General features: G+C 45.1%; 22 protein-coding genes and 1 other annotated feature (1 of these 23 cut by a window edge). Of the genes, 7 read left to right on the forward strand and 15 right to left on the reverse strand.

Annotation, left to right across the window (positions count from 1 at the left end):
- Window positions 1–57 precede the first annotated feature (57 nt).
- The gene (gene prpE, locus Y79_RS0113805; RefSeq protein WP_016938215.1) at window positions 58–807 is read left to right on the forward strand and encodes a bis(5'-nucleosyl)-tetraphosphatase PrpE; all 750 of its coding nucleotides are present in this window, start codon (window positions 58–60) and stop codon (window positions 805–807) included.
- A 33-nt stretch (window positions 808–840) separates the two neighbouring features.
- Here prpE and Y79_RS0113810 read toward each other — a convergent pair whose 3' ends face one another.
- Genes Y79_RS0113810 through Y79_RS0113825 form a run of 4 tightly spaced genes read right to left on the reverse strand, consistent with a single transcriptional unit; the run spans window position 841 to window position 3,594 of the window.
- Window positions 841–1,734, reverse strand: a complete 894-nt coding sequence (locus Y79_RS0113810; RefSeq protein WP_016938216.1) for an RluA family pseudouridine synthase — start codon at window positions 1,732–1,734, stop codon at window positions 841–843.
- A 14-nt stretch (window positions 1,735–1,748) separates the two neighbouring features.
- Window positions 1,749–2,549, reverse strand: coding sequence for an NAD kinase (locus Y79_RS0113815; protein ID WP_016938217.1), 801 nt, complete (start codon window positions 2,547–2,549; stop codon window positions 1,749–1,751).
- A gap of 16 nt (window positions 2,550–2,565) precedes the next feature.
- A complete protein-coding gene (yjbM, locus tag Y79_RS0113820; protein WP_016938218.1) occupies window positions 2,566–3,201 on the reverse strand; it encodes a GTP diphosphokinase in 636 nt (211 codons plus the stop codon).
- 27 nt (window positions 3,202–3,228) lie between these two features.
- Entirely contained in the window at window positions 3,229–3,594 is a 366-nt protein-coding gene (locus tag Y79_RS0113825) for a UPF0738 family protein (protein WP_016938219.1), read from the reverse strand.
- A 124-nt stretch (window positions 3,595–3,718) separates the two neighbouring features.
- On the opposite strand from Y79_RS0113825, the gene Y79_RS0113830 reads away from it, so the two are divergent.
- From Y79_RS0113830 to Y79_RS1000000121520, 5 genes are all read left to right on the forward strand, one after another.
- Window positions 3,719–4,294 (forward strand): CYTH domain-containing protein, encoded by a 576-nt coding sequence (locus tag Y79_RS0113830; RefSeq protein WP_016938220.1) that lies wholly within the window; start codon window positions 3,719–3,721, stop codon window positions 4,292–4,294.
- 4 nt (window positions 4,295–4,298) lie between these two features.
- Window positions 4,299–4,985, forward strand: coding sequence for a lytic transglycosylase domain-containing protein (locus tag Y79_RS0113835; RefSeq protein WP_016938221.1), 687 nt, complete (start codon window positions 4,299–4,301; stop codon window positions 4,983–4,985).
- A 224-nt stretch (window positions 4,986–5,209) separates the two neighbouring features.
- On the forward strand, window positions 5,210–5,608 hold the full coding sequence (locus Y79_RS0113840) for a globin domain-containing protein (RefSeq protein ID WP_016938222.1): 399 nt from the start codon (window positions 5,210–5,212) through the stop codon (window positions 5,606–5,608).
- On the forward strand, window positions 5,605–6,507 hold the full coding sequence (spxH, locus tag Y79_RS0113845) for a protease adaptor protein SpxH (RefSeq protein WP_016938223.1): 903 nt from the start codon (window positions 5,605–5,607) through the stop codon (window positions 6,505–6,507). The genes Y79_RS0113840 and spxH overlap by 4 nt, the downstream gene beginning before the upstream one ends.
- A gap of 284 nt (window positions 6,508–6,791) precedes the next feature.
- A complete protein-coding gene (locus Y79_RS1000000121520; RefSeq protein ID WP_016938224.1) occupies window positions 6,792–6,959 on the forward strand; it encodes a hypothetical protein in 168 nt (55 codons plus the stop codon).
- A gap of 34 nt (window positions 6,960–6,993) precedes the next feature.
- On the opposite strand, the gene pepF is transcribed toward Y79_RS1000000121520, so the two are convergent.
- From pepF to mecA, 3 genes are all read right to left on the reverse strand, one after another.
- Entirely contained in the window at window positions 6,994–8,823 is a 1,830-nt protein-coding gene (gene pepF, locus Y79_RS0113855) for an oligoendopeptidase F (RefSeq protein ID WP_099745180.1), read from the reverse strand.
- Window positions 8,824–9,051: 228 nt separating this feature from the next.
- Entirely contained in the window at window positions 9,052–10,212 is a 1,161-nt protein-coding gene (locus Y79_RS0113860) for a competence protein CoiA family protein (RefSeq protein ID WP_016938226.1), read from the reverse strand.
- A gap of 150 nt (window positions 10,213–10,362) precedes the next feature.
- On the reverse strand, window positions 10,363–11,019 hold the full coding sequence (gene mecA / locus Y79_RS0113870; protein ID WP_016938228.1) for an adaptor protein MecA: 657 nt from the start codon (window positions 11,017–11,019) through the stop codon (window positions 10,363–10,365).
- A gap of 275 nt (window positions 11,020–11,294) precedes the next feature.
- Between mecA and Y79_RS0113875 the strand changes: the two genes are divergently transcribed.
- Entirely contained in the window at window positions 11,295–11,951 is a 657-nt protein-coding gene (locus Y79_RS0113875) for a TerC family protein (protein WP_016938229.1), read from the forward strand.
- Between the two features lie 58 nt (window positions 11,952–12,009).
- Here the strand turns inward: Y79_RS0113875 and spx are convergent, their stop codons facing one another.
- The 8 genes from spx to Y79_RS0113915 form a co-directional block, all read right to left on the reverse strand.
- A complete protein-coding gene (spx, locus tag Y79_RS0113880; protein WP_003327578.1) occupies window positions 12,010–12,405 on the reverse strand; it encodes a transcriptional regulator Spx in 396 nt (131 codons plus the stop codon).
- Window positions 12,406–12,582: 177 nt separating this feature from the next.
- Window positions 12,583–13,161 (reverse strand): GNAT family N-acetyltransferase, encoded by a 579-nt coding sequence (locus Y79_RS0113885; RefSeq protein WP_016938230.1) that lies wholly within the window; start codon window positions 13,159–13,161, stop codon window positions 12,583–12,585.
- Between the two features lie 117 nt (window positions 13,162–13,278).
- Window positions 13,279–14,466, reverse strand: coding sequence for a putative glycoside hydrolase (locus Y79_RS0113890; RefSeq protein ID WP_016938231.1), 1,188 nt, complete (start codon window positions 14,464–14,466; stop codon window positions 13,279–13,281).
- A 109-nt stretch (window positions 14,467–14,575) separates the two neighbouring features.
- Entirely contained in the window at window positions 14,576–15,493 is a 918-nt protein-coding gene (oppF, locus tag Y79_RS0113895; RefSeq protein WP_016938232.1) for an oligopeptide ABC transporter ATP-binding protein OppF, read from the reverse strand.
- The gene (locus tag Y79_RS0113900; protein ID WP_016938233.1) at window positions 15,486–16,562 is read right to left on the reverse strand and encodes an ABC transporter ATP-binding protein; all 1,077 of its coding nucleotides are present in this window, start codon (window positions 16,560–16,562) and stop codon (window positions 15,486–15,488) included. Before Y79_RS0113900 ends, oppF begins: the two co-directional genes overlap by 8 nt.
- A 12-nt stretch (window positions 16,563–16,574) precedes the next feature.
- Window positions 16,575–17,492: an oligopeptide ABC transporter permease OppC gene (gene oppC / locus Y79_RS0113905; RefSeq protein WP_016938234.1), complete on the reverse strand. Its 918-nt coding sequence runs from the start codon at window positions 17,490–17,492 to the stop codon at window positions 16,575–16,577.
- A 3-nt stretch (window positions 17,493–17,495) separates the two neighbouring features.
- Window positions 17,496–18,431, reverse strand: coding sequence for an ABC transporter permease (locus Y79_RS0113910; RefSeq protein WP_016938235.1), 936 nt, complete (start codon window positions 18,429–18,431; stop codon window positions 17,496–17,498).
- Between the two features lie 106 nt (window positions 18,432–18,537).
- Window positions 18,538–20,172 (reverse strand): peptide ABC transporter substrate-binding protein, encoded by a 1,635-nt coding sequence (locus Y79_RS0113915; protein ID WP_016938236.1) that lies wholly within the window; start codon window positions 20,170–20,172, stop codon window positions 18,538–18,540.
- A gap of 477 nt (window positions 20,173–20,649) precedes the next feature.
- Window positions 20,650–20,812, forward strand: a binding site (T-box leader) (it continues 50 nt past the right edge of the window).

Genomic DNA, 20,812 nt, shown 5'->3' on the forward strand with positions numbered 1-20,812 from the left:
TAGGTAAAGGAATTAGTCCCATAATAAATAAAAAACCGGAAAAGGGAGGCTGACAGAATGGCTTATGACATCATCAGCGATATACACGGATGTTATGACGAAATGATCGCGTTAATGCAAAAGCTCGGATATGAAGTGAAAGACGGAATGCCCGTCCATTCTGAAGACAGAACGCTAGTCTTTGCGGGAGATTTAACAGACAGAGGCCCCAAATCCGTAGATGTGATGCGTTTCGTGGCAAAAGCATATGAAAAAGGCATCGTCCGTTATGTCCCGGGAAATCATTGCAACAAACTGTATCGTTACTTAAAAGGAAACCCCGTAAAAGTGATGCACGGACTGGAAACGACGGCAGCCGAACTGAAAGAGCTGTCTCCCGCCGACAGAACGGAAGTCTCCAGACAATTTATCCGATTATATGAGTCAGCGCCGCTTTATGACATTTTACATAATGGCGATCTCGTTGTCGCCCACGCCGGCATAAAAGCTGACGATATCGGTAAATACTCGCGTAAGGTAAAAGAATTTGTGTTGTACGGCGATATCACGGGTGAAACGCATCCCGACGGCAGACCCGTCAGGAGAGACTGGGCCGCCGCCTATGAAGGGAAGGCATGGATTGTTTACGGCCATACCCCGGTAAAACGCCCCCGGATCGTCAACCGTACAATCAACATTGATACAGGATGCGTCTTCGGGAATCAGCTGACAGGCTTTCGCTTTCCGGAGCATGAAACCGTCTCTGTTGAAAGCTCAATGCTCTATGATGCTTCACGCTTTCGCGAAGATCAAGGCAGTCAGACATGAAAAAAAGCCCGAAACCGGTAAACGGTTCGGGCTTTACATATGTTCAATCAATGTTTTCATATCGTCAGGAACGGGGGCATGAAAAACGAGCGTTTCTCCTGTTATGGGGTGTACGAATGAAAGCCGCTCACTGTGAAGCGCCTGCCGTGCAATTCCCTCGTTTTTCCCGCCGTACAGCGTATCACCGACTAACGGATGGCCGAGGTAACTCATGTGCACCCGGATTTGATGCGTCCGCCCCGTCTCAAGCCGCAACTGCGCAAGCGTAAACACACGTCCGGTTTTTTCCGTTTGAAAATGCGTTACCGCTTCTTGTCCCTCCGGCGTTACCATCCGCTCAATAATGCTGCCGGGTTTTCTGCCGATTGGCGCGTCCACTGTTCCTTTTTTCTGCTGCATGACGCCGTGTACGACAGCGAGATACCGCCTGCTGACAAGCCCCTTCTTCTGCGCTGCCGACAAAAGAGAATGAGCAAGCCGATGCTTGGCGATCAGCATCGCTCCCGACGTATCCCTGTCAAGACGGGTGACGAGATGAACCGTGGACTGTACGCCGCTTTTTAAGTAATGGCTGATCACTCCGTTAGCGATGCTTTCCGACGGGTGTTCCCGTGATGGAATTGAGGAAACATACGGCTGTTTATTGACCACCAGCACATGGTCATCTTCATAAAGAATGTCAAGCGGAACCGGCTCAGGCAAAAGCGTTTCACTCACATGCTCCTTTGGGAATTCAATCTTAAGCACATCCCCTGCCGCTAATACGGCGCGGACGGTTACATGCTCTCCATTGACAAGAAGATCTCCCCCGCCGAATTTAATGTCAGCGAGAAGCCGTTTCGAAATGCCGAGCTGTGCCGTATATTCTTTTACCGTCATGCCGGCTTCCCAGGCTGAAATATTCTTTTGGATAAAAAAGTTGTTCAATCCGTTTCCTCTTTCTATTCGCCTTTTCCGATAAAGGAATCCTGCACTCTTTTCCAAAACGGAAAAGGGCGGAATCTTGCAAATCTGACTTTTTCATTTGCCACCCGGCATAGAATAGATTTGACATCCTTATGCAGCAAGGTCAAATGATCAATCGTGACTTGGAAGTCGACGTCGTTTCTCGGTTTGATGACACAGTTATGATGATCGGGAAGCAAAAGCGGCGAACCGACAGTCCTGAACACTCTGTTGTTGATGGATGCCATTTCCGCAAGCTGAATCGCTCTGATGGAAGGATGGATGATCGCGCCGCCTAACGCTTTATTATAAGCCGTGCTTCCGGAAGGCGTTGACAGACATAAACCGTCTCCCCTGAACGTTTCAAACAGCTGGCCTTTAATTTCAACGTCAGCGACGAGACTGCCTTCAATGCTTTTGATCGTACATTCATTCAAAGCCAGATACCGTTCCTCACGCTCTTCATCATGATAAGTGACAACCACTTCAAGAAGGGGATATTCCACGGTATGATACGGCGTTTTGGCGATGGCAAGAACAAGCTTTTCTATCTCCTGCGGAACCCAATCGGCATAAAAACCCAAATGCCCCGTGTGAACCCCGACAAAAGCCGTTTTATCCAGACGGTCGCTGTATCTGTGGAATGCGTAGAGAAGCGTTCCGTCACCGCCGACGGAAATAACGATTTCCGGCTCTTTTTCATCCAAGGTCATATCAAAATCAAGTAAATACGTCTGTATTTTGCTTTTCAGTGTATCTGAAACTTCGTCTCCTTTTGAAGAAACGGCAAATTTCATGCCATTCCCCTCCTTTCTACTGGTGGCCTCCCGCTTTTTTCTTTCGTGAAAACGCGGCTTGGGCTTCCTGAATCTCTCCGCGGATTTCAGACATTTCTTCATCGAGCCGGGATGCGGCTTCCGAGGCCCGCTGCAGCCTCAGCTTTACTTTTTCGGGAATGTTCCCGCTGTATTTGTAATTCAGTGAATGCTCAATGGTGGCCCAAAAGTTCATGGCAAGCGTCCGAATCTGTATCTCCACAAGAACATGCTTTTCTCCGGACGCAGTTTGTAAAGGATATAAAACGACAAGGTGGTAAGACCGGTATCCGCTCTCTTTATGCTCTGCTATGTAATCCCGCTTGTCGACAACGGTAAAATCTTTTCTGGCAAACAGCATATTTTTGACGATCTGGATATCATCGACAAATTGGCACATAATACGCAGTCCTGCGATATCCTGCATCGTTTCAATCTGATGAAGCGGTATGCTTTTCCGTCTCGCTTTTTCAAGTATGCTTACCACCGGCTTCACGCGGCCTGTCACAAACTCAATCGGTGAGTGGTCATCTTCATACTCATAAAGGGTTCTGACGCCTTTCAGCTTCACCTTTAATTCCTCAACAGCCTGGCGGTATGGCGCTAGAAATTGCTCCCATTGTTTGTCATCCATCGTACATCCCCCAATTCCGAACCTGTTCTAAAGAAATACGCTTTTCACTTTTTCTTCCATATCTCCGTAGTTTGCATTATCTTTAATATTTTCAATAAGATAATCGAGTTCTTCATGCAGCCCTGAAAGTTCTACCGTTTTGCCGCCGGCCTCCAGCACCGCCGGTTTTCTTTTGTCAAAGGCCTCTTTCAGATCCGGCCATACATGTTCTTTTATAATGACATATTCAAAAGAGTCAGCTGTTTCAAGTATGTATACAAAAGCAAAGTGATCGGAATCAACAAGCATTTGACCTGAGGCTTTGCGTTCCGCTCCGCTTAAGTCCTCTCCGCACTTCAGGCGGAGCACGTCTTCTGTTAATGATGCATTTTGAATTTCAATTCTCTTTTGCATAATGTTCTCCTTTTTTAACAAAGTACAGCATTTATTTTATCATATCAAGGTCGATATTGATAAACGTAACCTCTAAAGAGATAATGGGAATTATACAATTTTTCGTCCTGAAAGGAAGACTGTCATGACCCAAGAAATAGAAATTGAATTCAAAAATCTGCTGACAAAATCAGAATTTCAGAAGCTGAGTGAAGCACTCGGCATGAAAAAACATGATTTTAAGCAGCAAATCAATCATTACTTCGATACAAAAGATTTTTCTCTGAAACAAAAAAAATCAGCCCTCCGCATCCGTGAAAAAAACGGCGCGTTCATCCTGACTTTAAAAGAGCCTGCCGCGGTCGGTCTGCTGGAAACGCACCAAGAGCTTGCAAAACAGCCTGACCTTGACAGCTTCAAGATCCCCGAAGGCCCTGTAAAACGGCAGCTGGACGGTCTCGGCATCCATTCAGAAGCCATTTGTTACTTCGGAACGCTGTCGACTGAACGCGCGGAAAAAGAATCAGAAAAAGGCTTAATCATTTTAGATCACAGCCGATATTTAGAGAAAGAAGACTTTGAATTGGAATTCGAGGCTGCTGACTGGGACGAAGGAAAACGGGCGTTTGAACAATTGCTCAAGCAATTCGGCATCCCTCAGCGGGTCACTAAAAATAAAATCCAGCGTTTTTATGAACAGAAACAAAAAAAGGTGGAATGACACAGTGAATATAACGAATTGGGCGGCCCTTCTCCAGCTTCAATCAATGGCGCTGCAATCAATGTCTAATACAAGCACCGCTTCAAGCGGACAATCTGCAGAAAGCCCGCTTGCAAATTTCAGCGCGCTGCTCAGCCAATATACGGGCACAGCCGTCCGGCAGCAACCGGAAGCGGGAATTTTAAACGGGGTACGGACCGATCATACTTCATATTCACCGAGAATTCCGGTTTCAGTCAGTCCCGCGGCCGCTTCACAGACCGCTTCTTCCGTCATAAAACCTGCGCATACAGCTTCTGACATCAGCACCGGAAACTTTTCAATAGACAGTGCCATTCAAAAAGCTGCCGAAAAATACGGAGTCGACGAAAAGCTGATCCGTGCGGTTATTAAACAGGAATCAGGCTTTAATCCGAAAGCGGTCAGCGGTGCGGGGGCGATGGGACTGATGCAGCTCATGCCTTCCACGGCTGAATCACTCGGGGTGTCAAACCCGCTTGATCCCGTCCAGAACGCTGACGGCGGGACGAAATACTTAAAGCAGATGCTCACAAAATACGACGGAAATGTGTCTCTGGCGTTAGCCGCCTACAACGCAGGCCCCGGCAACGTAGATCAGTACGGAGGCATTCCGCCGTTTAAAGAAACACAGCAATATGTCAAAAACATCACCCAGCAGTATTACGCGTAAACCAGAGAGGCTTCCTTCTCTGGTTTTTTTGCGGAGTAAATCTTACACATGAATGAAGTCGATGTGATATGATATGAAATACAAGCGCCTGACAGAAAGGCACTTTGTTTGTAGAAATAAAATGTTATTGCTAAAATATACAGTAACTGAAGATAGTAAAACTGAAAGATAATTTCGCAATAGGAATTATGATTCCTATTAGCCATATAAAAGGAGTAGTCAACATGGGACAATCGTTTAACGCACCATATGAAGCGATTGGAGAGGAACTTCTATCGCAACTTGTTGATACTTTTTATGAGCGTGTCTCGTCTCATCCCTTGCTGAAGCCGATATTCCCAAGTGATTTGACTGAAACGGCCAGAAAACAAAAGCAATTTTTAACCCAGTATTTAGGCGGGCCTCCCCTCTATACTGAAGAACATGGCCATCCCATGCTCAGAGCAAGGCATCTTCCCTTTCCGATTACGGCAGAAAGGGCTGATGCGTGGCTGAGCTGTATGAGCAGAGCGATGGATCATGTCGGGCTAGAGGGCGATATTCGTGAATTTCTGTACGGGCGTCTGGAATTAACGGCCAGACATATGGTAAACCAGTCGGAAGCGGAGGATCGATCATATTGACGAATTATCAGCATGAGCAATACTTCGCCCATTGCCACGGACATCCAAAAAAACCGCTGGAAATTTACATGTTTGTCGACCCTTTATGTCCTGAATGCTGGTCGCTGGAGCCCGCCATAAAAAAATTAAAAATCCGATACGGACGTTTTTTTACGCTGCGGATCATTGTTTCCGCGAGCATCACATCACTGAATAAGCAAAAGCGTAAAAAACACCTTCTTGCCGAAGCTTGGGAAAAAATCGCGAACCGTTCCGGGATGCCGTGTGACGGAAGCCTTTGGCTTGAGCAGGATCAGCCCCTTTCATCACCTTATCTGGCGGCACTCGCTTTAAAAGCGGCCGAACTGCAGGGAAGAAAGGCCGGCATCCTGTTTCTCCGCAACATGCAGGAAAGCCTGTTTGTCTCAAAGCAGAATATTACAGATGAAGACGTTCTTTTAGAGATTGCCAAAAAGACGAAATTGGATGTCGAAGAATTTAAACGCGATCTCCATTCACAAAGCGCGGTAAAAGCGCTGCAGTGCGATATGAAAATCGCCGCGGAAATGGACGTCACCGTTAATCCGACATTGACGTTCTTTAACAGCCTGCATGATGACGAAGGGCTGAAAGTGCCCGGCAACTATTCTTATGAAGTATACGAAGACATCTTATTCGAAATGCTCGGCGATGAACCGAAGCCTTCTGAAACGCCGCCTTTGGAATGTTTCATTGAATATTTCCGATTTGTCGCATCGAAAGAAATTGCACTTGTTTATGATTTAAGCCTTGAGGAAGTTGAAAAAGAAATGAAAAAACTGGCGTTCGCCAAAAAGGTCGCCAGAGTGGATGCAAAGCACGGTCTGTTTTGGAAATCCTTAACCGGAACCAAAGAGGATGTTACCTGCTGCGATCATTAAAAAAAGCTGATTCCTTACGGAGCCGGCTTTTTTTGTGCAAATAAAGAAACCGCGCCGGGATAAGCGCGGTTTCATATGTCTTAACGACAACAAAGGGGATGGGAGAAATTTTTCACGGTCAAACAAAGGGGTAATGTTTGTTTGTGATCAATTTCACATCCTTATCATATCAAATCTTGTCGAGTTTTGACAACCCATAAGCTTAATGTTCATATTTTTGTCACAAAACATAACTGACTGCTTGTTTTCATAGAATATATCAATGTAAACAAGGAGGGACATACATGCTTCGGACCGTATTGACCATCGGAATGATTGTGTTTTTCTTCTTTTTAAATCTGCTGGCCATGATGCACATGCTGCCGATTTACATCACATCTCCCCTGCTGTTTCTGTCGATATTGTTTGCCCTGTACCGGCTGAATCACCGAAAAACGTTTAAAGGATTTTAAAAAGCCTGCGCATCTTCTGCACAGGCTTTTTCTATTATGAAGGGTTCACTTTCGAAAGGAGCTCTTCCATTTCATTCAGTTTCTCTTCAAACATTTTGCAGGCCGCCTCGATCGGTTCAGGCGATGTCATATCGACTCCCGCTTTTTTCAGTATGTCGATCGGGTATTCTGAGCTTCCCGCTTTTAAGAATTCGGTATAACGCTCAACCGCAGGCTTTCCTTCTTTTAAGATCTGGCTGCTCAGCGCTTGGGCCGCACTGTAGCCTGTCGCATATTGATACACATAATAATTGTAATAGAAATGCGGAATTCTTGACCATTCCAGGCTGATTTCTTTATCAATCACCATGTTGTCTCCGAAATACTTTTTATTGAGATCATAATAAAGCTTGCTCAGCAGTTCAGGCGTCAGTGGCTCGCCTTCTTGCGCTTTCGTATGAATCAGATGCTCAAATTCAGCGAACATCGTCTGTCTGAAGACTGTGCCTCTGAAACCTTCAAGCATGTGATTGAGCAGGTACAGACGCTGTTTTTCATCTTTTAAGCTGTTCAGCATGTATTCACCAAGCAGCGCTTCATTGGTCGTAGAGGCGACTTCAGCGACAAAAATGCTGTAGTTTCCGTACGGATACGGCTGATATTTTCTCGTATAGTAGCTGTGCACGGAATGGCCGAACTCGTGAACGAGCGTAAACAGATTGTTGACATTGTCATGCCAGTTCATCAAGATGTACGGATTCGTGCCGTATGTACCGGAAGAATAAGCACCGCTGCGTTTTCCTTTGTTTTCGTATACATCGACCCAGCGGTTTTCAAGTCCTTCTTTTAAAATAGACGCGTATTCCTCGCCTAACGGAGCAAGCCCTTTGAGCATATAATCTTTTGCTTCCTCATATGTGACCTTCATTCCCGAATCTTTTACAAGCGGTGTGTACAGGTCATAAATATGGACTTCATCAAGGCCGAGCACCTTTTTCCGCAAATCAATGTAACGGTGTAATAACGGAAGGTGTTTATTGATCGTTTTGATCAGGTTATCATAAACTTCTTCAGGGATGCTGTTATTGGATAAAGCCGCTTCCCGTGCTGATTTGTATTTTTTCACGCGGGCGTAGAAATTGTCTTTTTTCACAGTGCCGCTGAGTGTAGTCGCCATCGTGTTTTTATACTGTCCGTATGTTTTATATACGGCTTTAAAGGCGTTTTTACGGACTTCCCGGTCGCTGCTTTCCAGAAAATTAATAAAGTTGCCGTGTGTGATTTGAGTTTCCTTGCCGTCTTCATCTTTAATTGACGGAAACGTAATATCGGCGTTATTTAACACACTGAATGTGTTGGAAGGCGAAGACAGCGCTTCTGACGCTTCCGCAAGCAGGGCCTCTTCTCTTTCACTCAGCACGTGCGGACGCTGTTTTGTAATTTCTTCAATTGCATGGGAGTAAAGCTTCAGCTCTTCTTTTTCCAGAATAAATTGATGCAGCTTGTCCTCCTGAATCGCCAGAATTTCCGGTTCAATATAAGCAGTCGCACTGGCAGCCTGAGAATACAGACTTGCGGCTTTGTCGTTCAGCCCTTGGTAGAAAGAATTTCCCGTATCCTGGTCTGAACGCATATGCGCGTATGCATAAAGTTTCCCCAAACGGCTCGTCACTTCATCCTGTGCGGTAAGCGCCGCGTATAAATTATCGGCTGAATGAGCAAGCGTGCCTTTAAAGGAAGATAAATTCGGAATTAATTCTTTAACCGCTTGAAATTCTTTATTCCAGGCCTCATCACTAGGAAAAATATCCTCTAGTCTCCATGTATGCTCTGCCTTTACTTCACTTCTGTCAGGCAGCTGTGCTGCTTTATTTTCCTCAGTCATGGTGATCCCCCTCGTTTTCTTTACTTCAAGCCAATTGAAAAAACGATTGTTTCTCCAAAAACTTGTGTTGTGATTATCTTCCGGCTTTTCACTGCCTTTTGTCAAATCATATGCGGCATATAAGACCAAGCATACCAATAATCCAGTGAAAAAACGAAAACAAAATGCCCGTACGCCCTTCACATTCAGCCACCACCTTGACGTTAGGGTGAACGAAATCAAGCATTCTCATTCTCCAAAAAAGAGCTGATCCCGCTGACGCAGCTCTTCAGCCGTTTGAGGGCGCTTCTGTTGAGATGAGGGCATATATACTTCATTCTCAGTTTCCCTTAAAAAATCCTGCAAGCATAAGAAATCCGCATATTGTTTTACCGCCATTCCGATGAGATGTTCGTGAGAATCGTACCGCATCCGGATTTCCTGACGGCGGATGTTATGCCGTACATCTTGAATCATGCCGGATAACCGGATCGGTGCTCCTTTTTCAAAAAGCTCCGCAAGCCGCAAGTATAAATGGCCCTGCCACACGAAAACGGGACTTGCAAACACAAATCCCGCTGAAACGGGAATAAACACTTCAGAAGGCAGAAAAGGAAATGCAACCTGGTGTCTCTCGTAAAAAAGCCGCCGGATGAGACCGGCATCCTCAGATAAAAACCGGCCGCTTTTTGTGCGGAATCCGGCTACGGCGCGTCTCCAAGAGGAAAGTTTGACGCTGTGCCGCCCTTCCGGATGACAAATGTCTTTCAGGTTTGCTTTGTGAAGAGGGATCGTGGTTAAGCCGGCATAAGAATAGCCGGTGTAAAACGGGGTGATGGAATGCAGTTTGTAAAAGGAGCGGGCGTCGGGGCAGTAAAACATCAAGAATGAAAATGAATTAGCTTCAAAGAACTGCCAGTGATATGCAGAAAGCCGGAAAAAATGCGCAGCCAGCCGTTTCAGGCGTTTTGCCCCGATGATCCAGACCGGCCGGTATCCGGCGTTTTTCAGGCCTGCCGTCCGGCTCTTTAAAGAGTCTGCCGAAAGGTTCGCACATTGAAATTCAATAGCCAGCCTCTCTTTTCCGTTTTCAGCCGTCAAGTCAGGCCGCTGACCTGCAGAAGTCAGATACGGCTCCAGGCTGACGGTGCACCCTTGTGCCTTAAGCCAGAGAAAAAGCTGTCTTTTTCCTTCCAGATGGTATTCGCTTTCAGGCTCGGATTCTCCCGGACACAGCCTGCTTTTTTTATGGGCGAAGTGCGGCAGTTTCTCCCGTCCAAGTTTAATATCAAGCTCACTTTTACACACGGGGCAGAACCAGCGCTTTTTTCTCAGTTCCGCCGCCTTTTCCTTTGAATAGCTTCCGGCCAGCTGAATGAGCCGGCCGCCGGTATTCACAGCACTGAACATGTTGCATCTTCTCCTTTCCTGAATCTTGTTATATTCAGCAGAAAGAAGGCATAATCCTGTTTGCGGGTGAGCGCTGTTATAGGGTTTTCAGCCGTTTATCATGTCATTGAAAACAAAAAAAACCGATTTCTGCTGAGAGAAATCGGTTTGTTATGATGCAAAGTGTTTTTTTATCGTATATAACGCATGATCAGCGATCACCAATTTTCCGTATTCTTCAAGACGGTGAATGCTGACTGACGATTCGTGCGCGTACTCCAACAGGATGCTTAGCTGATTTTCAACCTCTTCATCAGTTTGCTCATAAAAATCTGCATATAAATAATATCGGTTTTCAAACGAATACAGGGTCGTTTTAATTCCGTTAAGATTCAATTTTGATAGTAAGATGAGATCCTCAAAATCATCGAACCGCAAAGTGAACTGAAGCTTTTGCTCCTTATCTTCCCGGCTCTCGGCCTGCTCTTCTTTCTGGAAATCATCAAGTAAAGCATCGAGATTTTCATCTGCCGGCTCTTGTTTTTTATCTTCCGGGATCGGCAGTTCGAGTTTTTGTCCGTCCTTGGAAAGCTGGGCTTTTGTTACGATTATTTCCAGTCCTTTGTCCAATGCCTGAACCTGAATCCAAAGAGGACCCTCGACAGCGAATTCCTCTTCATCATGAACTTCATCCATGACTTCCCAGAACAGTTCTTCACTGCGCTCGCGATTGTACCAGATTTCTTCTCTGTCAAAACCGCGATCTTCAATATCACCATAAGACATATAAAATTTTACAGTATGCTCGTTAATTCTTTCTATTTCCATTTTGCCAACCTTCCCTTCTTTATAAGATGTTGAAGGGACATCTAAGCTCCCGATGAATAGTACTTTACTACACTTTACCCATTCCGTCCACATCTTAACCTTATAGAAGACAGCACAAATTCTGTATATTTCTATTTTATGATAAAACAGTTATAAAAGAAATAAAAATGCATTTTCACGCCGAAAAACAGGCTTTCTCCCGGTTCCCATCATAAATGGCGCACTGCTTCATATATTAGCTGTACAAGCAACCGATCTATAAGCGAGGTGTTACCATGCCGCACGATTACCTGCTGTCCCTTCTGCTCATTATCGGAATTGATCTCATTCTCGGCGGTGACAATGCTGTCGTCATCGCGATGGCCAGCCGGAATCTGGCGCATAAACAAAGACAGCAAGCGATCCTCTTCGGAACGTTTATCGCAGTCGTCTTGAGAATCGTGCTGACGAGCGCCGCGGTCTATTTATTGAATGTTCCTTTTTTACAATGCGCAGGCGGGGTATTTTTATTGTATCTCGGCTATCAGCTTCTGATTGAGAAGAAAGATGCGCAGCATGTGAAAAGCAGTTCTTCCCTTTGGAAAGCCATCCGCACAATTGTTTTGGCTGATATCTTTATGTCTCTTGACAATGTCATCGCAGTAGCCGGCGCTTCTCACGGTGAGCTGACGCTTGTAGTGATAGGGCTTTTCATCTCGGTGCCGATTATCATTTGGGGCAGCAAGCTCGTTCATGCCGCTATGGAGAAAATGCCTTTACTGATGTACGCCGGAAGCGGCCTTCTCGCATTTACCGGCGGTGAAATGATTGCCGGGGACAGCAAGCTGTCTTTCTTCATGGCGGAACACGGCACTATACAGATGATGCTGCCGATTTTGACCGTCGCTTTTGTCATCCTCGCCAGTATGATTTATCAGCAGACTGAAAAATAATAAAAAGCCCAAACCGCCGACGGTTTTGGGCTTTTTCCATGCTTATCGTAAGCTTATATCAGTTAGCCAGACGCTGTGCTTCTCTTAATTGGAAAGAACGTACTTTTCTAGGCAGGAATCGTCTGATTTCATCTTCGTTATAGCCGACTTGCAGACGTTTTTCATCAATGATGATCGGACGGCGGAGCAGTCCCGGATGCTCATTGATCAAAGTGTACAAGTCTTGAAGCGGCATTGATTCAACATTTACGTTCAGTTTCTGGAATACTTTAGAACGGGTAGAGATAATTTCATCCGTACCGTCTTCAGTCATACGCAGAATCTGCTTGATCTCATCAATTGATAACGGCTCAGAGAAAATGTTTCTTTCTTCAAACGGAATCTCGTGCTCCTCAAGCCAAGCTCTTGCTTTTCTGCATGACGTACAGCTAGGTGATGTGTATAATGTAACCATTAATCTTCACTCCTCTAATTAGTAGGATGAACATGTTTGTATTCTCAAATTGAAATGACTTTAAAAAAGGAATCTTTATAGGTATTATACTATAAAAAAGTAAGTATGAACAGTCTCCTGAGAAAAAAATGTGTCAATCCGGCAAATTTACGTTTTCGGATTATTTCCCATTCTCAATTAGCTCAGCTGATCGAAAATGTTTTTTCGTTTGTTCTCCTCAATGACTTTGAGAACTTCATCCGTTTTTTCGTATGATTCTCCGTACCATTTTTCATCTTTATAAGTGTGAATGTTTTCATATGTCTGTTTCATCGCTTCAAACATTTCTTCTTCTGACTCCGTCTTAGGCGACCAGTACAGAATCTCCATTTTGTTCACTTCATTCGTAGCCAATGACCGGCGCCGATACCCGATTGACTGCGCGTGCTTGAAATGCTCTCTTTGATAAAAACGCAAGCGCTTCTGTGTGTCCGTGTCATCCTCATCAACAGGCTCCACTTCAAGAAGAATCGGTTTGTTTTTCTTTTTCAGCCTGCCGATCAGCTTGCTTCCGAGACCTTGTCCTCTGGATTTCTTCGACACAAACAGGTAATCAATAAAGATGAAAGAGTCAAATTCCGCATACATCAGCACGTAGTACTGTCCTTCTTCTTTATGATAAACATCGCTTCGCTCCTTTAACAGAGCTTCCATATGCGCTTTTGATTTCATTTCTTCAATCGGAAAATATTCACTCAGCTTTTCGTACCAGTTCATTCATTTGCTCCTTATGGGTTCGTTGTCTTCACACTTTTAGATATACCCCATTTCCGATTGTTTAAACAATCTTACATCTATTAAGACGTGTGACCCTTTGACATGGTTTCAATTTTTTTAAAATGGTGTGTAATCGACATTTTTTGTATAACGGTTTGCCGCATCCCATAATAAAAATTCGTCAATTCCTTCATCATGCAGCGCTTTAATCTGGTCTTCCACCTGGCTTTTCCCGTACTTTTGATAATTTCCGCTGCCAAGATAAGAAGCCGTGAAGTCCTGAAGCCACGGGCGCGACACAGGCGGGTGTTTCAGTTTAGACAGTTTGTTATTTTCCACCTTCGCGTATTCTTTGACGACATTGTAAGGCTCAAAATCCGGTTTATCAATGCCGAAATAGCTTGTCCAATGGCTCGGATAAATCATAGATGAAATGACATCGACCTGTTCTGAAATTTTGCTGAAATTCTGGCCGATCCCAGGCGCCTCCGGCAGTGTCGCAGAATAGCCAAAAATATCAACCGACACATTTGCGCCATACGGCTTGAGTTTTCTCTTCGCATATCCGACAAAATCGGTGACGGCATGAACGCGTTTTTGCACATTGCTGTCTGCTGTTTTTCCGTAATCGCCGTGTCCGTATGTCAGTTCGCCATCACGTTTTTCAAATCCTTCAGGAAAACGGACATAATCAAACTGAATTTCCTGAAAGCCCATCTTCGCAGCTTGTTTTGCAATCTTTACATTATAATCCCATACCTCTTTCATAAACGGATTGACGAACGATTCTCCGCGGCCGTTTTTCCAGACGCTTCCGTTTTTTTCTTTAAAGGACCACTCCGGCTTTTCGTTCGCGAGTTCGCTGTCTTTAAATACGACAATACGCGCGATCGGATAGATCTTTTTTTCCTCCAGCTTTTTCATCATCTTTTTTGGGTCTTTGATGTACGGTTTGGCGATTTTGTCATACTCAGAATGACCGTCCGGTTTAAAGGTAAGATTTCCGTTGTCGTCCTTCACATCAATCACCATTGTGTTGAGCTTCGATTTGTCCACAAAGTCTGTCAGCTCCCCGAATTTGCTCCCACCCGCTGAATGTCCTGTGACGTAAATGCCCCGGACCTTATCAGGACGTGTAAAATGCAGTCCTGACGGATAAGCAAACCTCTCATTTGCTTTTGGCAGCTCTTTTTCAGTCAGCGCTATTTTTACAAGCGGCTGCTCTTCTTTTACAGCCGCCTGTGCCGGATAAGCGGCTGCACTGAAAAACAGTCCCGCCGCAAAGGCGCATAAAATGGTTTTCATACTGATCTCCCCCTTTTTTTCCATTATAGGAAAACGGGAGCAGACTGAATAAACTTGGATGTGCGCGAAAAAAAAATCCTCCAAGACTGAGTCTTGAAGGATGCGGCTTTTATAGATAGGTTTTAAATTCAGCTTCTGTGCACATGACAAAATGTCCCGGTTTCACTTCGCGAAATTCCATCTTTTCTCCGTCTTGGAGCTGATGAATTGACGGATCATATTTCTTTCGCACGCGATTTCTTTCATAGTCCGGATCAGGAAGCGGGATAGCGGACAGCAATGATTTCGTGTAAGGGTGAAGCGGATTTTCGTAAAGCTCATCCGCCGGCGCAAGCTCCACCAGCTTCCCGAAATACATGACGCCGATGCGGTCGCTGATGTATTTGACCATTGATAAATCATGGGCGATAAACAGATAAGTGAGCCCTTTTTCTTGCTGCAATTCTTTCATTAAATTGACGACCTGCGCCTGAATGGAAACGTCAAGCGCCGAAATCGGTTCGTCCGCAATGATAAACTCCGGATCAACCGCCAATGCTCTGGCGATTCCGATACGCTGGCGCTGCCCGCCCGAAAATTCATGCGGATAGCGGTTGGCGTGCTCTTTATTTAAACCGACCGTTTCCAGCAGTTCGTGAACCCGCTGCATCCGCTCTTTTTTCGTTTTGGCCAGGCGATGAATATCTATTCCCTCGGCAATAATGTCGGCGACTGTCATTCTCGGATTTAACGAAGCGTACGGATCCTGAAAAATCATCTGCATTTTCCGGTTAAACTCCAGCAGTTTCTTGCGGGATTTTTTCCCGTGGACATTTTCCCCGTTAAAGAGAACTTCCCCGCCGGTTGCCTCATACAGCCGGATAATACTGCGGCCCGTCGTTGATTTACCGCAGCCCGATTCTCCGACAAGGCCGAGCGTTTCGCCTTTATAAATATCAAATGATAAATCATCTACGGCTTTTACCGTTCCTTTCGGCGTAAAAAAATGCTGTTGTAAATGTTTGATTTCAAGCAGTTTCTCAGTCATTTTTTTCACCTTCCTTCATTAAAACAGGCTGCTGATACGTATTCGGCAGCTGACGGATTTTAGCCTTCACCGCTTCTGGCGGCTCGACCTTAGGCGCATCAGGATGCAGAAGCCATGATTTTACAAAATGCGTGTCGGACACTTTATACATCGGCGGTTCCTGTTCAAAGTCAATTTTCATCGCATACGAGCTGCGGAGCGCAAATGCGTCCCCTATCGGAGGGTTTGTGAGATCAGGCGGCGTGCCCGGAATGGCCGTCAGTTTTTCCTGATCTGTGCTGTCCAGACTCGGCATTGAGGCAAGCAGCCCCCACGTATACGGATGGCGCGGATCATAAAAGATTTCATCCACCGTGCCCGATTCAACCACCTGACCCGCGTACATGACGGCGACCCGATCGGCGACATTGGCGACAACGCCGAGATCATGCGTGATGAAAATGATAGACGTATCAATTTTCTTTTGCAGATCTTTCATCAGCTCAAGGATTTGCGCCTGAATCGTCACATCAAGCGCTGTTGTCGGTTCATCGGCAATTAACAGCTTCGGATTTGCCGCGAGCGCCATCGCGATGACGACGCGCTGTCTCATACCGCCTGAAAATTCGTGCGGGAATTGGCCGATCCGTTTTTCAGGCATCGGGATGCCGACGAGATCAAGCAGCTCTATGGCGCGTTTTTTCGCAGCTTCTTTTGAGATTTTTTCATGTTTGAAAAGCACTTCCATAATTTGTTTTCCGACTTTCATCGTCGGGTTCAAAGAGGTCATCGGATCTTGGAAAATCATTCCGATGTCCCTTCCCCTGATGGCCTGCATTTCTTTTTCGGACATCGGCACGATATCGCGCCCGTCAAAAAGAATCTGTCCTCTTTTGAAATAGCCCGGAGGCATCGGAATCAACTTCATTATCGCCTGAGATGTCACACTTTTTCCGGAACCTGACTCCCCTACGATCGCCAGCGTCTCTCCTTTATTCAAATGGAAATTCACGCCGCGGATTGCCTGTACCTCTCCGCCGTATGTTTTAAATGAAATGGCTAAGTCTTTTACTTCTAGCAAGCGTGTCACTCATATCACTCCTTATTTGCGTAACTTAGGATCCAGCGCGTCTCTTAACCCGTCGCCGACAACGTTAAAGCCGAACATTGCCAGGCAGATAAATCCTGCAGGGAAGAACAGACGCCAAGGGTAATAGGTTAATGCAGGCAATCCGTCTGAGGCCATCGTCCCCCAGCTCGCAAGCGGTGCAGGTACGCCAAGCCCCAAATAACTTAAAAATGCTTCTGTAAAAATCGCCGTCGGAACCGTGAGCGTCATCGTTACAAGTATAGATCCCATCGCATTCGGGACGATATGCTTAAACAAAAGCCGGCCGGTTTTGGCACCGAGTGTCTGTGAAGCAAGCACATACTCCTGATTCTTTAATTGCAGCACCTGTCCGCGGACGATTCTCGCCATATTGATCCAGCCCGTGATCGTCATGGCGACGATAATGGTCAGCAACCCTTTCGGCAGAACAACCATCAGCAAAATCACCATTAATAATGAAGGAACAGCCCACAGAATGTCGGCGATGCGCATCATCACTTCATCTGTGCGTCCGCCGCGGAATCCGGAAATACTGCCCCAGATTACGCCGATTAATAAATCAAGCACGGCAGCTGCGACTCCGATAAAGATCGAAATCCGCGCGCCCACCCATGTCCGGACAAATATGTCCCTTCCAAGGTCGTCGGTGCCGAACCAATGATCTTTCGACGGCGCTTTATCAGCATTTAATAGATTGGTAGTCGCATAATCATATTTTGAAAAAACAGGTGCAAAAATCGCCATAAGAATAATAAGAACGATCAGTACCAACCCGACCATCGCAAGCTTATTGCTGCGGAAGCGGAGCATGGCGTCTTTCCAGAGGGAAAGGCTTTTTTTACTTATTTTTTCGGCATCGCCGGCATTAGCTGAAGCTGGTTCAAACATATTTTTAGGAATGTTCTGCATGGTCTAGGCTCCTTTCTTTGCTTTAGAAAGCTTGATTCTCGGATCGATTAATCCGTACAGCACATCTACAATCAATACGCATAAAAGCAGGATCACGCTGAAGAACACGGTAACTCCCATAATGACCGTATAATCACGGTTTGTAATGCTGTTTACAAAATGCGCGCCTAAACCGGGAATTCCGAAAATCGATTCAATGATGAAACTTCCCGTTAAAATGGACGCCGCCATCGGTCCCATATATGTCACGACGGGCAAAAGCGCATTTCGAAGCGCATGGCGCACGGTGACTGACGGCCGGGAAAGGCCTTTTGCTTTTGCAGTCCGTATGTAATCGCTGTTTAACACTTCAATCATGCTTGAACGGGAGAGTCTGGCGATAAACGCCATCGGCATGGAAGCGAGCGCAATGGAGGGCAGAAAGGTGTATGCCCAGGATTCCCACCCCGCGACCGGGAACAGTTCTAATTTAATGGAGAAAATATATTGCAAAATCGTCGCCAATATAAAACTCGGAACTGAGATCCCAAAGATCGTTAAAATCGCAATGGTATAATCCTGCCATTTATTATGGTACAGGGCAGCCAGCACCCCGAAAAGCACACCAAACGCTAATGCGAGGAGAATTGCTTCTGCACCGAGAGTGAATGAGACGGGGAAGCCGGAATTGATTAAATCATTAACACTTTGGCCTTTATATTTAAAAGAAGGCCCAAAGTCCCACATCGCTACAGATTTTAAGTAGCTGACATATTGAACGAAAAGAGGCTTGTCCAGACCATAGTGTTCGTTTAAGTTTGCTTCAATTTCAGGCGTCAGCTTTCTTTCGCCGGAAAATGGTCCGCCCGGGGCTGCCTGCATTAAGAAGAAAGTGGCGGTGACAATCACAAACAGCGTGATGATCATGTAAATGAATCGTTTACCGATGTATTTCAGCAAGGTGAACACCTCCATATTTTTTACCATTTTAAACTTAATAAGCAAGAAAGGTATACGGGGACATCCTCCCCATATACCTTGGGTCTTTTGTTTTCAGAACCGCCTGTTATTCAAAAGAAGCGTTTCTGAAGAAAACGTCACCTGTTCCGGTCAAGATTACATTTTTGAGGTTTTTATCCTGCACCCAAGTATCTGTATAGAAGTAAACTGGCGCGACCGGCATTGCGTCCATAAAGATTTTTTCTGCTTTTTTCAGCTCTTCGATACGTTTATCCGGATCCGTTTCAAGCTGAGATTGGTTCAGCAGCTTTTTAAACTCAGGGTCTTCCCATCCTGTATCATTGTTTCCCCCATCTTTATCGCGATATGCTTCAAGGAAGTTAATTGCATCATTAAAGTCGCCTAACCAGGCCATACGCCCGACCTGATAATCTTGGCTGTGCAGCTTATCGATGTACACATTCCATTCGGAATTATCAAGCTCAGCCTTGACACCTAAGTTCTTTTTCCACATTTCCTGTACGGCCTGCGCTATTTTCGCATGCGCATCATTCGTATTGTAGGACAATTTGATTGCCGGAAGGTCAGAGACGCTCTTGATACCTAATTCTTTCAGTCCTTTATTTAAGTATTCTTTAGCTGTTTTGACGTCATTGTCTTTGAAATAGCCTTTTTTGTTATCCTCGAATCCCTTCATTGACGGCGGCACTGCAGCCATGGCCGGGATTTGTTCCCCCTGCGTCACATTTTTCACGATAGATGAGCGGTCGATCGCATAAGCAAGGGCTTTACGGATGTTCACATTGTTCAGCGGTTTCGCTTCTGTGTTGAATTTGTACCAATACACACCTGCGATCGGTTCAACATGGAGCGATCCATCCTTTTTCAAAGTCGGCAGAGATTCGGTCGGAAGCTGGCCGAGCGGCATTCCTGCCCAGTCAAGCTCACCCGCCTGGAATTTTTTCAGTTCGGTGTTGTCATTGTTAATCATCACCATGTTGATTTTCTTCAATTTCACAGCGTCTTTATCCCAATATTGATCGTTCTTTTCAAGCGTGATGGAACCGCTGTGTTTCCAGGCTGTCATTTTGAACGGGCCGTTTGACACGTAATTTTCACCTGCGTTTGTGTTCCAGTTTTTATGTTTTTCAGCAATTTTCTTGTTGATCGGCATATACGTATAGAATGAAGTTAATTGCAGGAAGTAAGGTGTCGGGTTGTTCAGTTCCACCTTTAATGTTTTGTCATTTACGGCTTTTACGCCTACGTCATCAAGCTTGCCTTTTCCTGTATTGGCGGCTTCAGCGCCTTTGATGTAGTAGAGCTGATAAGCGTATTGTGATTCGTTGTTCGGGTCAAGCACCCATTTCCATGCATATTCAAAATCCTGCGCAGTCACGGGATCGCCGTTAGACCATTTCGCACCATCACGAATCGTAAATGTATAGGTCTTTCCGTCTTTGCTTGTTTCAATTTTAGATGCCATTCCTTCTTCAGGCTCACCTTTGGAGTTTACGCGTGTCAATCCTTCATAAATCTGGCGGATTACGCCTCCTGAAACGGAATCATTCGCTAATCCCGGATGCATTGAAAACGGCTCAGTTTTAATATTGATATTAAGTGTAGTCTGTCCTTTGGTGTCTTTTTTACCGTCGCCTGATCCGCCGCTGAATCCGCCGCACGCACTTAACACAAGCGAGAAGATAAGCATCAAACCTACAATAGACCAACGCTTTTTCATGCACTAACCCCCTAATCAAATTTTCAGCCTTTACTACTAAATACTCAGAAATATCAGACAAAATAACGTAATATTTTTCTAAACTTTAATTGTGTTCCGTCTTTTCTGATTATTTTATGTAAAGAAGCTGTAACAATAGAGTGAACAAGTTCATTATAATGAAATGAATAATTTATTGCAATACTATTTTCTCAATTTAAAATATTTAAATTTGGTCAGTTTTTCTGCCAAAAAGGTGATACACTTCTATAGTTTAAAGCATGACCTAACTAAATATTTTTATTGTAATTTCCAGTTCATATTGCTTTTTACATATAATATTCGTTATACGAAATGTTGATATCCGTTATCTTTTAGGCATTTTCAGTTCTTTTTGCGGATTTTCAGCCTTTAAGCAAATTGGAAATAAGCTTGCATTCTTCTGATGACATTTGGCTATAATTGATTTATAATAGATCAATCAAAGAACATTTTGTTGTGATTGCTATGATGAAGAGTAGTACACATATCAACCCGTTTGAAGAGAGCCTGCGGTGCTGGGAGCAGGTAACGGGCCCTGTGGAATGGACTTCTGAGCAGCTGACCGAACGTAAAGTAGGCCCAGCCGGAGCAGCCTCCGTTACCAACGTCTCGAGCGATT

Origin of the sequence: Bacillus siamensis KCTC 13613 (assembly GCF_000262045.1) — a bacterium.
Classification (GTDB): domain Bacteria; phylum Bacillota; class Bacilli; order Bacillales; family Bacillaceae; genus Bacillus; species Bacillus siamensis.